The following is a 15,089-nucleotide window of genomic DNA, read 5'->3' as shown; positions in this document are numbered from 1 at the left end:
GTACAATCATACTAAGGGGGAGAGTAAATGATCACCGTACAAGAATCATTAGGTTTGCCCGAATTACAAAAGATAATCGTCAGGTCCGGGCAAAGTGGGTTGGCTCGAAAAATTAGTTGGGCTCATGTAATTGATCATAATGATGTGGCACATTTTCTTGAAGGCCAAGAGCTTTTATTGTCATGTGGACAAGTGTGGCCAAAAGATAGAGAATTAGAAGAAAAATTTCTTAATTCATTACTAAGGCATCAAATTTCCGGTATTATACTTGCGACTGGCCGCTATTTAACACATTGTCCTCCTGCCCTATTAGAATTCGGAGAACAATACTCTATTCCCATTATGGAAGCACCATTTCAGGTACCTTTCGTACGGGTAACCCGTGCAATCCATCAGGAAATCATGGAACGCCAGTATAAAACTAGTGAATTAGTCCATCAGGTTCCTATAACTCTCTCGGAATTAATGCAAGTTGCAAAGGACAGTAAAGAAGTTTGCGAAATTCTAGCCTCCTTTCTCAAATGTACTGTTGTATTTACCGATGAAACAGATGAGGCATTGATAGTGGCGGGTCTAGAAAATGAACAACTAAACAAATTCACACCTAAAATGAAAGGTTTTACTAAACAATTAAAAAACGAGCATCCATATGGTGATAGAGCTATTAGCGTAACTGAACGAAATATAGAGGCGATTCAATTACAGACCGTCTCCCCTTATGTACTGGCGGTTCCTGTATTTATAGAAGGTAATGAATATGGAACGCTTTGGCTTCTAAACAATGACAATATCTTAGATGAGTATCACACACTTGCACTGGAACATTCAGCCCACATCCTCATCAATCTTTACAGGCTTCAGCAAGAAGAAAACGTCAAACGTTGGCAATTGCAATCTGAGGTACTAGGACTACTCATCGAAAATTTGGAAACAGCTAGTCTTGTCATTGATAGGAAAATGCATGAAATAGGTCTAATACAAACGGGACAATGGATGGCTGGACTTATCCTTTCAGGCAAAGATAATTTAGCCGAACAAACTCTTTTGGAATTGGGATTAATTCGAGGGGTCTGTAACAATTGGTTCAAGAAACAAGAAGACATTAGTGGTTTCTGTGAAATATACAACAATCAAGTAGTGTTGTTGTTTTCTTCGGGCTTGGAGAATGCCGAATTAGACAAGCGTTTAGCAATTTTAAGTCAACAAATCGTGAATATCAATGATCAACTTAACCCCGTTATTCTAATAGGCGATGCGCAAACGGAACTGATATCCTACGAGTTAAGTTACAAGAGTGCACAAACCCTAGCTGCAATAGTTCAATTTAAAACGAATTCAGGCCATATTTTCTTTACCTCACAATTTCGTCGCGAGATTTTGCTCTATGGAAATATGAGCCCCGCCGAAGCACACAATCTTCTCAACAAATTGTTACCAGAGGCGTTGCGTTTTGAAAAAGATGAAGTCCTTTATGAAACGTTAACTTGTCTTGCATTGCATAACTTTAACCGTGAAACAGTTGCAAAAACACTACACATTCATCGTAATACATTGCGCTATCGAATTAAAAAAATTGAAGAACTCCTTCAAGACAGTTTATCTTCACGCGATTGTCAATTCTGGATCCAAACAGCTATCAATATCGAGCCACTTTCTAGACAATATAAATCCACCTAATTTCCTGTTAATTAAAACGTGCCTACACGTATTGCGCAGGCACGTTTTGTATTGGATCCGTTTACTTACAAATAACTAGGGTTAGCTACTACATTTTTGAAATATACAGCTTCTCCATTGCTTTTCCCATCAAAAATAACCGTCGTATTTGGAGAAAACACCAATACATCCCCAACTTCTCCCACATACCTATTTCCCTCTATATCACGAACAATCATTGTTCCACTCGTTACAACTTTTATTTCAATGAAATCGAAGTCTGCAGAATAGTCTTCCGAAGGTTGTAGTGCAAAGTAACCCATTGTCAATTCTGCCTTTTCAGTTGTAAGAGGAACATCAACAATTTGCCCTTTCAGATTCGGAGTTCCACGTAGCTCGCTCAATTCATTAAGTTTATATGTCCCTGCTTTTATTAATTGAATACCAGGCTTAGCACACAATAGTTTCACTTCATTTTTCGTTACTGTTTTTCCAGACATTCTATTACCCCCTAATTTTTTTGAAAAGTAACATGCATGAACATAATACGGTATATACATGGAGCAATAAGATCGGCAGCGAAGAAAACTGTTTTATACCAAGCGCTTTCTCTTCAGAGCTATCTGTCAAACACTAATCGTCTTCAACGACTACTAAATACCACTCTTTTTTCCCACTAATACAGCTCCATTAATACGAATATTCAGTTAAATGTTGGTATAAAAATATAAAAGCTAGCATAGCTGTTCATTTATCAAAGCCAACATACGCGTTCTACTTGTATCAATCTTGTTGAAATCGCTTACAGTGTCCCTATAATCCCGCTGTTTCCAACATTGGTTTCAAAGCCGGGCGATCGATTGAAAAAATGGATATATCATGCTCTGTTTCACCAGATACCGCCAGTTGACTTAACACTTCTCCCACAACACTAGCAAACTTAAATCCATGTCCCGCAAAACCCGCCGCAATCGAAATATGTGGATGTTCCGGATGCTTATCGATGATAAAGTGTCCATCTGGCGTTCTGGAATACATACAGATTGCGCCTCTCTTGAGCTTTCCTGCTGCCTGTGGCATGAACTTTTCCAAGAATTCGCGAATATGTCCTTCGTCATTCTCATCGGAGCCAAATTCACGATTCATCGTATCTGGATCAATTTTATCAATAAATTCATGTCTTCCAGCCTTTACGCCACATCCCCCGAAAGTTGGAAAACCATAATAGATTGCCTTTGATGTTTCAGTTGGAACTTCAACCATAAAGGTAGGAAATGCATTCGTATTATAAAGCGATTCTTCAGCTTCAAACCATGCTACTGGCTGACGTGTAGGCGTAATTGGTAGATTTAGGTTTAGGCTTTTGGCTATTTTCCCACTCCAAGCACCACCGCTAAGAATTAACTTATCCGCAGTAAATGTTCCCTTATTTGTAATTACTTTGACGGAGTCGTTAAAAACTTCGATATCTTCAACAGGATTGTTTACTGAGAACTCGGCACCATGATGTTCTGCCAGCTCCCGATAGGCTCTTATACAATTTTCACTGTATAAAAACCCCGAGTTATGTTCATGGAATGCAATATAGTCCTCAGGGACAGTTAGCCCCGGCCAACGTTCATTCATTTCTTTGCCCGTTAGGAGATCGATTTCCAGATTATATTCTTTTCCACTGGCAATCGCTTCATCAATAAATGCAGATTCACCTTTGGGACCAAAACCGATTGAACCTACTCGTGAAAATATTTTGTGATGGGTAATCTTCTCAAGTTCATCCCATAGCTCCTGAGATCTAAGTGCAAGCGGGACATACTCTCTTCCCTCGCCATATGCGTGCCGAATGATTCGTGTATCACCATGGTGGCTACCCTGTGCATGGGGCGGATCATGTGAGTCTATCAGTAGAGTTCTAACGCCTTGTTTCGCTAAAAAATAACCTGCAGCCATTCCCATTGAACCTGCGCCTACAATAATTACTTCATAATTCTTCACCATAATAATACTCCTCTCAATATAAAATAGGTTTTGACATTACTCATCGCAACCTCCATTGAAAAAATGCCTTTTACTAGGAGTGGACTAACTTTAAAATAGCCATTCAATCATGTAAAAGACATTTGTTTTTAGGTGTATAAACAGAACATTAGTGACATATCAAGGGCAGTCGAAACCATAAGCCTGGTAGCGAAGCTGTCAGGCTTATGTCGAATGCATCCCCAAAATGCAGAAGCGTTATTAAGGAATTCTTTACTTCAAATTATACAAATAAAAGTGTTATCTAACCGCAACTTTATTATTTTCAAAAGCTTTTACAGCAGCTTCAGCCACTTTAACGTCGTTAGGGACTGCACTTCCACTTACTCCTACAGCACCGACTACTTTACCGTCTGCTACTAGTGGAATTCCTCCACCAAATACAACGATTTTCCCGCTATTTGTAGTAGTTAGCCCGTAAAGTTCAGCATTTGGTACTGTAGCGTCAGCTAAATTTGCTGTCGGTGCTTTAAGTGCTACAGACGTCCATGCTTTATTTTCAGAGATTTCGATACTTGCAATCCATGCATCATCCATGCGGTGTTTTGCAATTAGATTTCCACCCTCATCAACAACCGAAATCACCATATTAAGACCTAGATTTTTTGCTTCCTGTTCTGCACCTTCAATAAGTTTTTTCGCGATTTCCAAGTTAATTTTTGTCATTTTTAATTTCCCCCTAATTTTAAGTTTTTAGTTTGCCTAGCATTGTTCATTTTTTCAAAGAACCATGTGGATCAATAACATACTTTCTGGCTGCCCCATTATCAAAAGCACGATAAGCTTCAGGTGCATCGTCAATTGAGATAACTGTAGCATTTACAGCCTTAGCAATTTGCGCTCTACCGCTAAGAATCGATTTCATCAAATATCTATGATATTGCATAACAGGTGTTTGTCCTGTTACGAAAGTGTGCGCTTTTGCCCAACCGAGTCCGAAACGGATTTTAAGCGTTCCAACTCTCGCGTCTTCATCGATTCCACCTGGATCGCCAGTTACGTACAGTCCTGGAATTCCTAGTTTACCAGCAGCGCGCGTAATATCCATAATTGAATTCAATACAACCGCTGGAGCTTCTCCTTTTTCTCTGCCGTGCCCGTGGGCTTCAAAACCAACAGCATCAACAGCTGAATCTACTTCTGGAATACCCAGAATTTGCTCGATTTGTTCACCTAAATCATCATGCTGACTTAGATCTATTGTTTCACATCCGAAGCTTCTCGCTTGCGCTAATCGTTCCGGAATTAAATCGCCAACAATAACTGTTGAAGCTCCTAATAGTTGAGCCGAATGTGCAGCTGCTAATCCAACAGGACCTGCCCCAGCTATATACACCGTAGATCCGGGACGTACACCGGCACTATATGCACCATGATACCCCGTCGGGAATATATCGGAAAGCATTGATAAATCCAGAACTTTTTCCATCGCCTGTTCTTTGTCCGCAAATTTAAGAAGTTGGAAATCTGCATACGGAACCATTACATATTCAGACTGACCACCAACCCATCCACCCATGTCTACGTAACCATAAGCTGATCCCGGACGATCCGGATTAACGTTGAGACAAACATGCGTATTTTGCTCTCTACAGGATACACAGCGTCCACAAGCAATGTTAAATGGGACAGAAACTAAGTCACCTTTTTTTATATACTCTACGTCGCGGCCTACTTCAATAACTTCACCCAAAATTTCATGCCCTAGGACAAGACCTACTGGCGCTGTTGTCCGACCGCGAACCATGTGCTGATCACTACCACAAATATTCGTTGTGACTACTTTTAAGATGACACCGTGTTCACATTTCCGACCGACGTTTCTCGGGTTTACACCAGGACCATCTCTTAGTACTAAATCCGGGAAGCTAATGTCCTGTATTTCAACTTTCCCTTCACCTGCATAAACTACGGCTTTATTTCCAACTGCTCTTGTTTTTTCATTACTAGTCTTAATAATTTCCTTGTTACTAACCATACCCATTTCCTCCTTTAAAAATATGTCTTTAAAGAACAAATACCCCTATCAATCTAAGTAAAATTACAACATGGGATTGTGTAAGTTAAACGTGATTTGATAGAATTCTGGTTATTGTCATAACTATGATGAAACGCACGCACATCAATTAATTTAATACTCTTCCACAATTTCTAGGTTTGAGTTAAATCCCAATCTCAAAACCGTCGGAATAGTTAATTATTTGATTAGTCTTAGCATATATCAATACATTGCATGTAACAATTGGATGCTAATGCTCAAAATACCAAGTGAGAATTAGAATTCATTGTGCACGATGTACAAGTCATGAATAAATAGGGAACAAAAAAGCATGATCCGAGTAGGACCATGCTTTTTTTGTAATAAACTACTTTCCTATTTTAATTTCTTATACCTTATACGCTCACGCTAGTTTTGCGAATAGTAGCCAGATATTTTACCTCTTTACTAGCATCGAATCGACCTTCCCACTTAGACATAACAACGACTGCCAATGCGTTACCGACTACATTGACAACTGTTCTTGCCATGTCTAGAATCCGATCGATTCCTGCGATGAAGGCAAGTCCTTCTAGTGGAATTCCTACAGTACCGAGTGTCGCAAGTAGAACTACGAAAGAAACGCCAGGTACACCCGCAATTCCTTTAGAGGTAACCATTAATACGATCATCAATGTAATTTGTTGCATAATACTTAAATCGATTCCATACATTTGCGCAATGAAGATCGCTGCAAGTGCTTGGTAGAGTGTGGATCCATCCAAGTTAAATGAATAACCCGTTGGAATGACGAAGGACACAATGTCTTTCGGACACCCGAATTTCTCCATTTTCTCCATGACTTTCGGCAATACCGTTTCTGAACTAGACGTGGAGTACGCCAACAATAATTCATCTTTCAGTACTTTCATAAGACTGAAAACACTCGTCCCACACATCTTCGCAATTGCGCCTAGAATTACCACTATAAAGAACGCCATTACTGCGTACACTAACACGAGTAATTTCCCAAGTGGAATTAAAGACTCTAACCCGAATTTCGAAACCGTCACCCCGATTAAGGCAAACACACCAAATGGAGCAAATTTCATAATGAGATTCGTAACCCAGAACATTGCATCTGCAGTCCCTTGGAAGAAAGAAAGTATCGGTTCTCCTCTTTTACCAATTGCTGCGACACCTAAACCAAATAACACTGAGAAGAAAATAATGGCAAGCATGTCGCCCTCAGCCATTGATTGGATAATATTACTAGGAACAATGTTTACAATAATGTCCATTATCCCATTACTCTCTACTTCTTCAGTTGTCTGTACGTATTGTGAAATATCCCCTTTTTCCATTGTGGAAATGTCCAAACCTACGCCTGGTTTAAATAGATTTGCAGCTAGTAAACCAACGATAATTGCAACTGTTGTAACAATTTCAAAGTAAATAAGTGTTTTTCCACCTAGTTTACCTAATTTTTTTAAATCCCCGGTTCCCGCAACTCCAACGATTAACGTAGAAACAATAATTGGAACTACAATCATTTTAATCATCCGGATAAACATATCTCCAATGGGCTGCAAATACCTTTCAACCGCAGGGTTTCCAAAGAAAATCGCCCCGATAGTAATCCCAAGGATCAATCCAAGGAGTATTTGATACGCCAATGTGAATTTAAATTTAAATCTTTTCATAGGATCCACCTCTTTTCCATTGATGAAAATGCTTACTTATTAGTAAGCATATGAGGGGATTACAGAATCCGACAAAAACCGACATTTAATTTTAATATATTCATTTTACCAATGCCGAAATGGAAAAATCCTCCTACTTAATGTAAAGCCATTGAAACAACTATGATGAAAAAAACAACTTCCCGCCAATTTGGTAGAAGTTGTTTTATCCATCTAATAGACTATAGACATTTTCCGACGGATTACCAAGGAATAACAAGCGCAGATGGGAGCCACCCACAATTCGCCGAAGAGCCTACCCTGGTGATTCCTCAGCACTAACGTTAGTTACGGACTTTTTCAGTGGCCTATTTTGATGTACGGAGTTTTGTTAGTCAGGATTGATTGTGCTTTTCAGCCGTATCGAGATACATCACTTGAAGGAATTTTTTTATATTTATTTTGACTTTCGTTAATTCATTGCTGTTTTCATCAATCTCTTTCATCCGCCGCCGTATTTCCTCAAATTCAAAGTAACGCGACGCATAGTACTCAAACTTTGGATTCATGTAATCGATTAAGCCAAGTGTTGCAAAGTTCGTGACTGCAGTAAGTATCGTTCTGCGGATCCGCTGCTCAATTGACTTACTTTCTTTCTTTATTTCAATATCATCCGTTTTATGTAAACTCGCTACCGTCTCATATAGGTCTTTCAAGGGTGGAAACTGAGTATCCGTCTGTTTACGATCCATTAAATGCTCCATCATTAAGACCATATCCTCACTACCTGGCTCACCGATAATGCCTAAATCATTTAACAAAGCTAATACGATTTCTTTTATATTTTTCCTCTTAGGTTGAGCAATCGGCGTACCGATATGAGCTAACGATTCTCGGATGGACAGTAAAGACTTTCTTAGACGAGATGTTTCCGATAATTTTTTCAGGATACTCAGTACTTCAACGCGATTGATAGGCTTATGTATAAAGAACTCTACACCTTTTTCGTATGCTTCACCAACCATTTCTTTATTCACAATTTGCGAAATCATAATGAATTGGCCCTGAAACCCTTGCTTTCTTATTTGTTCCATCGTTTCGATTCCGTCTAATTCAGGCATTAGTAGGTCTATTAAGATGAAATCGGGATTTGTTGAATTTATAAGGGGGAGTGATTTTACTCCACTTTCTGCCTCACCAATTACGCTTCCCAGTTCGCCTTCCGTAATAATTTTCGCCAACATTTTCCGACTGGCTGTATCATCATCTACAATAAAATAACGCAACTCGATTCAACCTACTTTCTAATATTCTTCGTTGGAATTCGGAATCGAAAAACCGTTTCTTTGGCCGAAGATTCAACGCGAATCTGACCTTCAAGTGTTTGAATAATATGTTGCACATGAGACAATCCTATACCCGTTGCTGCGACACCATGATTATTAAATTTCGTCGTATAGCCCGCCTCAAAAATGATGGGCAAATCCGCTTCTAGAATTTCATTTCCAGTGTCTTTTAGTATGAAACAGGTATCGTCAATGTCCTCAAATATCGTTAATTCGATTTCACCGTGTTGGTCAATTGATTCTACTGCATTTGCGGTGAGGTTATTCAAAAGAGCAAGCAATGGGATTTGTTGATTTGTTTCAAAGTCAACAGTGAGTGATTGATGAAAAACGACTTTTTTCTTTAGCAGCATACTGTATTTTTCATTTGCAGTAACGACCAAGTTTAGCACTTCGGAAAGATAGATGACATCATTTCTTTTTTCCGTAGAAATTCTTGAAATCCCGGAAAGAATCCGCTGAGCATCCTTTTTCACTTCGTGTATTTCTTGCGTAATTAGCAATGCTTGCAAGCTTAAATCTTGAAGATTTTCCTTCTTCAATTTCCGATATAACTCATGGCTTGCTGCCGTAATTTGTTCGATATGATCTAATGACTTTTGCAGATAAAGACTTTCTGCATAAAGGTCTGCCCCCACTTCAAGCATTTCTGACATCTGTTTCTTTTGTTCTGAAACCGTAATCATGCTATAAAGTCCAACCACAAAAAAGCTTCGAAATAAAGCCATCCCTCCTACCAAAGCCCACTCTTGACCACCTAAGTCAACATGTGTCGCTAATAAATAGCGCATTAAATGCTCCGCACTATTTCCAATGAATTCGAATAGGAAAGCCCATGCCCCTAAAAGCAATGGAGTTGCTTTGTATGATTCTATTTTAATAATGCTGAATCCAAGCGCGAATATAAAATAATACAAGAAGGAAGGAAAGTGAATTTGTAAACTTGTCATAAAAGAAACTGACTCATTCGTCAAATCGCCAATTAGTCGAAAACAAACGACTGTCATCCCCGTGATGAACCCCGTTCGAATCATAGGCACAATAGGACGAATGAGAAGTAGTAAAAAGAACGCTATACTGCCTAACCCGAAACGAAAATGCTCCCCGTTGAAAGGGGTTACTTTTATTTCACTGAAAACCGTGGTCAATAAAGCGATTAAAACGTAAGAAACGCTATTAACCCCGATAATTTTTTTAAGTTTAGTTATTGAAGACATTAATTTCTCCTTACCGACATGATTAAGCAACATATGCCCTGTCCAACTGTTTATTAATAATTATTATCGACCTATTCAATGAAAAATGGAAGGAAAGAATAGTTGGCTATTCGCGAAAATGCCTGCAGTATTCGAATTTTGACGTTTTTTTCATTATCTAGTTGTGATTTTCCCATTCTGGGAACACTACAATTAGGAGGAGATAAAATGGCAAGCAAAAATAGAATTTTAGTTCCTAGTGCAAGAGATGCGTTGGATCGACTAAAAGCAGATGTCATGAAAGCACAAGGCTACGACATCGATACGTCTGAGCCTAATAACGTGAAATATGAAATAGCAAATGAACTAGGGATTCCATTGTCGAAAGGCTATAACGGAAAATTGACATCTGAAGAGGCAGGAAAAATTGGCGGCCCAATTGGCGGCAATATGGTAAAAGAAATGGTGAGGATGGCGCAAGAACAAATGTTAAAGAAATGAATCTAACGCTTGTCCCAGGCTACATGGGACAAGCGTTTTTTTGTTTGACACTTCAGCATTTTTGTTGGACTCTCTACCGCGTTCGTTGGACTACTCGGAAACCAGGCACATAGAAAAGCACCGACCAAATTGCGGCCGGTGCTTGTTATTAGGACTTCAAACCATCCTCTTCGTACTCTTTCAGAAGTTCTCCAAAGCTTTTGTTCTTCTCACGTTCTATCCGTTCGATGCGCAATTGCTCTTGGCGTTCTTCTTCTTTTGTTTCTTCAGTAGCTAACAAAGCCTTTTTTGCCGCTTTTAACTTTTCAAGAATGTCATCATCAAGTGCATCGGAAAATACCGATCCTTCATTGTTTCTCTTTTTTGGCTGTGGTACAGCTTGTTTACGTTTTTTAGCCATTTGTTTCACCTGCCTTCGTTCACCCGCGTTTAACGATTGTTGCGACGCCTTGTCCTCCGCCTATGCACAATGTAGCAAGACCGGTTTGCACATCACGACGTTTCATCTCGTGCAGAAGTGACACGAGGATACGCGCTCCACTCGCTCCGATTGGATGGCCAAGTGCGATTGCGCCGCCATTGACATTCAGTTTGGACTCTTCAAATTCAAGTTCTCTTCCAACTGCAATCGCTTGAGCCGCGAAAGCTTCATTCGCTTCAATTAAATCGATTTGGGATAGTTCCATATCTGCTTTATTGAGTGCTTTTTTAACTGCCTCGACTGGTCCCAGACCCATAACTGACGGATCAACACCTGCATTGCCATTAGCTACAATTGTTGCTAGCGGCGTCAAGCCAAGCTCGTCAGCTTTCTCTTTCGACATGATAACGAATGCTGCTGCACCATCGTTAATGCCTGAAGCATTTCCTGCTGTTACACTACCATCTTTTTTGAATGCCGGGCGAAGTTTACCTAGCTTGTCAGCAGTCGTGCCTGCTTTGACGTATTCATCTTGATTGAAAATAATAGGGTCGCCTTTACGTTGCGGAATTTCAATCGCAACGATTTCTTCTGAGAAAGTCCCAGCTTCGATAGCGGCTGCCGCTTTTTGTTGTGATTTTGCTGAAAATTCATCTTGCTCTTCACGTGTAATCGAATAACGTTCACAGATGTTTTCCGCAGTCACACCCATATGGTAATCGTTGAATGCACACCATAGTCCATCTGAAATCATACTATCAATAATTTTCTGGTCACCCATTTTAAAGCCTTCACGACCGTTTTTCATTAAGAATGGCGCTTGGCTCATATTTTCCATGCCGCCTGCAACAATAATGTCTGCATCCCCTGCAATGATTGCCTGGCGAGCAAGATGAACAGCTTTTAACCCAGAACCGCATACTTTGTTAATTGTCAGAGCAGAAACCGCTTCTGGAAGTCCCGCTTTCATAGCAGCTTGCCGAGCTGGATTTTGTCCTAGCCCAGCTTGTAATACATTCCCCATGATTACTTCGTCAACACTGTCCGACGCCACTCCAGCACGTTTTAACGCCTCTTTTATGACCGTTGCCCCAAGATCTGTTGCTGGTACATCTTTCAACGAGCCAAGGAACGACCCGATTGCTGAACGAACTGCACTGACTATTACGACTTCTTTTGACATTTCTTTTTCCCCCAATTCTCTTTTTAGGTTGCCTGTATATGCATCCCTTCATTACAATATACTATAAGGAGGGATGATATGTTTAGTTTACCAAACATTTCTACAATAATCGAGGTTGGACCTCGAGATGGGTTACAAAATGAAAAAAAGCATGTCAATGAAAATGATAAACTAGCATTTATTGAAGCTTTACAAGGGGCAGGTATTCAAGAAATGGAGCTGACTTCGTTTGTTTCACCGAAATGGGTGCCGCAAATGGCGGATGCACAAAAAATTGTTGAAAAGTCGAAGAAAGTCGGAAGACAATTCGTTCTTGCGCCAAATGACAAAGGTGCCGAGCTTGCGATTGAAGCAGGTGCTACTAGTATTGCCGTGTTCGTTGGGGTGAGCAATACTTTTAACATGAAAAACATTAACCGTTCTACGGATGAAAGCATCGAAGCACTCCAGCCCGTCTTTGAGAAATTAAAAAAAGATGGCATTTTTATCAGGGCTTGTATTTCAACCGCGTTTTATTGTCCGTATGAAGGGAAGATAGAGATAGAAGATGTTGTTGCACTTTGCAAACGTTTTGTAGCGATGGGTGCGGATGAATTGAGTGTCGCGGATACTATCGGCAAAGCCAATCCCCGTGAAAGTTACCTATTGTTCAAGACATTGAAAGAAGTATTTCCAGACGTGTTGTTGACAGCTCATTTCCATGACACACGCAAAATGGCGATTGCCAATATTTTTGCTGCGCTGCAAGCAGGTATTGATCGGTTTGATACTTCTGCAGGTGGCCTAGGCGGCTGTCCATTCGCTCCAGGTGCAACAGGCAATGTAGCGACTGAAGATGTAGTGAATATGTTACATTCTCTAGGTATCGAAACGGGTATCGATGTAAAAAGGGTTTGTGAAGCAGTCCGAGTGATTGCGCCGCATGTGTCACGGCCAATTGACACAGGTATGTACAGATTGTTCGAAAACGGGCAATTGTAGAAGGAGTTGAGTGGTTTGAAACGGCGCGTTCTTTATCTCTCCGGTGTGATTTCCAGTGTTTTTACGGCTTTACTGACCATTTTCGGGGTTGTCGCAACGAATAAGCTAATGTTTTTAAAGTTGAAGGATTCCGATGTTATTTTGGAACGTGAAATCATTGCGAAACGATTTGATGAGAGATGGTATGAAACAGTACGTAAAGATAATATGTGGATTGAATCACCGAATGGGTATCTATTGAGAGCGATCTTTTTGAAGCCACTTGAAACAGCAAAAACGGTGATTATTTGCCACGGTGTTACTGAAAATAAAATTAATTCGATGAAGTATGCCCGTCTTTTTGAACGACTGGGTTACAATTCGGTCATATTCGATCATCGACGTCATGGAGATTCAGGGGGAAAAACGACGAGTTTCGGTTATTATGAAAAGATTGATTTACAAGCGATTGTTCATGCCGTACGTGAGCGGATTGGTAAAAGGGCCTTGCTCGGTATCCATGGCGAATCGATGGGAGCCGCTACGACATTATTGTATGCGGGTACGTATGAGGACGAAACAGATTTCCATATTGTCGATTGTCCATTTTCGGATTTCTCCGAACAAATTCTCCATATTTTACGAAAAAGTACACCTATCCGATCGACGATGGCTTTGCGGGTTGCAAATATTTTTCTCAAAATGCGTGACGGCTATACACTAAACCTGGTATCTCCTCGTGAAGTCGTGAAAAACATTACCAAACCCGTACTTTTCATTCACAGTATGGAAGATGATTTCATCCTTCCCTATATGACGCAGGAATTGTACGAGGCAAAACCTGGCGACAAAATGCTGAAATTGTTTCAAAATGGCATGCACGCCAAGTCGTTCAATGATAATCCAGTTCAATACGAAAAAACAGTGCAAGAGTTTCTAAGCCGTTTCGGTTTTTCGGCTTAAAAAGAGAAAGTTCATTCGTCTAAGGATTCCGCTGGAACAGCACATGAATTTAGCCTAATCCCGTGGAATACACTTCATTGCTTAAGAAAAGGAGGCGATTCGTTCAAATTTGAACGAATTGCCTCCTTTTAGTTTACATACAGTCTATGGATAAGTACGTTTTTATTTTTTTGTTTCTTTCTTAACTTTTTTGTCTTTCTTATCACTTACTTTGTTCATTTGAATCATCATTTGATTAATTTTTTTCTGGGAAGGTTTTTGTCCCATTTGCATCATCATCATACGTAACATGTCTTCATTAATTGGCGGGTTGTCTTTCAAATATTTCATCATATATTGACGTGCAATGAAAAATCCAAGGGCCAAACCTGCTAATAGCGCGACGATGATCAAAACAATCCACCATACAGTAGTCATCCGCTATACCTCCTCTATCTCTATTATTCGAGTTTACTCTACCATCAAGGATTATACAACAAAGCCGCAGTGAATAGCAATGGACCTAGCTATTAGATTTTATTTTTCTCGTTTTTCAGGCAAAAAAAAAGGCCCCTAAGTGAATATTTAGGCAGCCCCATTGGTATGTATGCCTACTCTTTCATAGGTATACATTTTCTTCATATGGACGAAATTCAGTTGTTTTAATTGGTTTAAGCCATCCCCACTCCCCATGCCCGTCCATGACTGCAAAGAAACGGTCGTCTGCACCCGACAAGGCTACAAATAAGTCCAAATCCAACATGCGCGATCCGTCACAAAGAACATTAAGTGAGTAAGTGGAACAGGAAATTAGTATGGAGCCTTTGACGGGGTGTGTCAGTTTATATTCCCCATCTCGCGTTTCAATCGATGAGAAACCTTTACCAAGGTTCGCGATAATTGCTTCATCAATCATTTCCGCTTCAAGTCTGTCACATAAGTAATGAACTTCCGGCATAGACTCAATCTCTTGCTCATCTTCTTTTAAAAGATCATATAATAACCGTTCGCGTCCAATGACGAATGGCTGGTACATCTCCTTTACCTTATAAATTCCATATGCTCTCAAAAACGCCACCCCCTACTAATAGATTACATTGATTGAGTCAAGAAAAGTGTCACATTGCGGAACGGAACGACACTATTACTGTCGGAAAATATGAATAACTGAATCTTTCGTCAAATGACAA

The 15,089-nt window shown here is 40.0% G+C and carries 15 protein-coding genes; 4 read left to right on the top strand and 11 right to left on the bottom strand.

The window, feature by feature from the left end:
• Positions 1-27 precede the first annotated feature (27 nt).
• Positions 28-1,677, top strand: a complete 1,650-nt coding sequence (locus AC1TO6_RS05195; RefSeq protein ID WP_482100537.1) for a PucR family transcriptional regulator — start codon at positions 28-30, stop codon at positions 1,675-1,677.
• A gap of 65 nt (positions 1,678-1,742) precedes the next feature.
• On the opposite strand, the gene AC1TO6_RS05190 is transcribed toward AC1TO6_RS05195, so the two are convergent.
• The 7 genes from AC1TO6_RS05190 to AC1TO6_RS05160 form a co-directional block, all read right to left on the bottom strand.
• Positions 1,743-2,156: a cupin domain-containing protein gene (locus AC1TO6_RS05190; protein WP_482100536.1), complete on the bottom strand. Its 414-nt coding sequence runs from the start codon at positions 2,154-2,156 to the stop codon at positions 1,743-1,745.
• A 313-nt stretch (positions 2,157-2,469) separates the two neighbouring features.
• On the bottom strand, positions 2,470-3,651 hold the full coding sequence (gene solA, locus AC1TO6_RS05185) for an N-methyl-L-tryptophan oxidase (protein WP_482100535.1): 1,182 nt from the start codon (positions 3,649-3,651) through the stop codon (positions 2,470-2,472).
• A 279-nt stretch (positions 3,652-3,930) separates the two neighbouring features.
• Entirely contained in the window at positions 3,931-4,356 is a 426-nt protein-coding gene (locus AC1TO6_RS05180) for a GlcG/HbpS family heme-binding protein (protein ID WP_482100534.1), read from the bottom strand.
• A gap of 46 nt (positions 4,357-4,402) precedes the next feature.
• Entirely contained in the window at positions 4,403-5,668 is a 1,266-nt protein-coding gene (fdhA, locus tag AC1TO6_RS05175) for a formaldehyde dehydrogenase, glutathione-independent (RefSeq protein WP_482100533.1), read from the bottom strand.
• Positions 5,669-6,084: 416 nt separating this feature from the next.
• Entirely contained in the window at positions 6,085-7,371 is a 1,287-nt protein-coding gene (locus AC1TO6_RS05170) for a cation:dicarboxylate symporter family transporter (protein WP_482100532.1), read from the bottom strand.
• Between the two features lie 374 nt (positions 7,372-7,745).
• A complete protein-coding gene (locus AC1TO6_RS05165; protein WP_482100531.1) occupies positions 7,746-8,636 on the bottom strand; it encodes a response regulator in 891 nt (296 codons plus the stop codon).
• Between the two features lie 11 nt (positions 8,637-8,647).
• Positions 8,648-9,913, bottom strand: a complete 1,266-nt coding sequence (locus AC1TO6_RS05160; RefSeq protein ID WP_482100530.1) for an ATP-binding protein — start codon at positions 9,911-9,913, stop codon at positions 8,648-8,650.
• A 207-nt stretch (positions 9,914-10,120) separates the two neighbouring features.
• Between AC1TO6_RS05160 and AC1TO6_RS05155 the strand changes: the two genes are divergently transcribed.
• Complete coding sequence (locus AC1TO6_RS05155) at positions 10,121-10,393, top strand: alpha/beta-type small acid-soluble spore protein (protein WP_482100529.1); 273 nt, start codon at positions 10,121-10,123, stop codon at positions 10,391-10,393.
• Positions 10,394-10,541: 148 nt separating this feature from the next.
• Here the strand turns inward: AC1TO6_RS05155 and AC1TO6_RS05150 are convergent, their stop codons facing one another.
• Positions 10,542-10,793 (bottom strand): DUF3886 domain-containing protein, encoded by a 252-nt coding sequence (locus AC1TO6_RS05150; RefSeq protein ID WP_482100528.1) that lies wholly within the window; start codon positions 10,791-10,793, stop codon positions 10,542-10,544.
• 19 nt (positions 10,794-10,812) lie between these two features.
• Positions 10,813-11,997, bottom strand: a complete 1,185-nt coding sequence (locus tag AC1TO6_RS05145) for an acetyl-CoA C-acetyltransferase (RefSeq protein WP_482100527.1) — start codon at positions 11,995-11,997, stop codon at positions 10,813-10,815.
• Between the two features lie 78 nt (positions 11,998-12,075).
• On the opposite strand from AC1TO6_RS05145, the gene AC1TO6_RS05140 reads away from it, so the two are divergent.
• The gene (locus AC1TO6_RS05140; protein WP_482100526.1) at positions 12,076-12,978 is read left to right on the top strand and encodes a hydroxymethylglutaryl-CoA lyase; all 903 of its coding nucleotides are present in this window, start codon (positions 12,076-12,078) and stop codon (positions 12,976-12,978) included.
• Positions 12,979-12,993: 15 nt separating this feature from the next.
• A complete protein-coding gene (locus AC1TO6_RS05135) occupies positions 12,994-13,920 on the top strand; it encodes an alpha/beta hydrolase (protein ID WP_482100525.1) in 927 nt (308 codons plus the stop codon).
• Positions 13,921-14,082: 162 nt separating this feature from the next.
• On the opposite strand, the gene AC1TO6_RS05130 is transcribed toward AC1TO6_RS05135, so the two are convergent.
• Together AC1TO6_RS05130 and sirA are read right to left on the bottom strand one after the other, a co-directional pair.
• On the bottom strand, positions 14,083-14,337 hold the full coding sequence (locus AC1TO6_RS05130) for a YneF family protein (protein ID WP_482100524.1): 255 nt from the start codon (positions 14,335-14,337) through the stop codon (positions 14,083-14,085).
• 181 nt (positions 14,338-14,518) lie between these two features.
• The gene (gene sirA, locus AC1TO6_RS05125) at positions 14,519-14,968 is read right to left on the bottom strand and encodes a sporulation inhibitor of replication protein SirA (RefSeq protein WP_482100523.1); all 450 of its coding nucleotides are present in this window, start codon (positions 14,966-14,968) and stop codon (positions 14,519-14,521) included.
• Between the last annotated feature and the right edge of the window lie 121 nt (positions 14,969-15,089).

The organism is Sporosarcina sp. Y352, assembly GCF_056786535.1.
The sequence above is the reverse complement of the archived record's forward strand: the minus strand, read 5'-3'. Positions and strand labels throughout refer to the sequence as shown.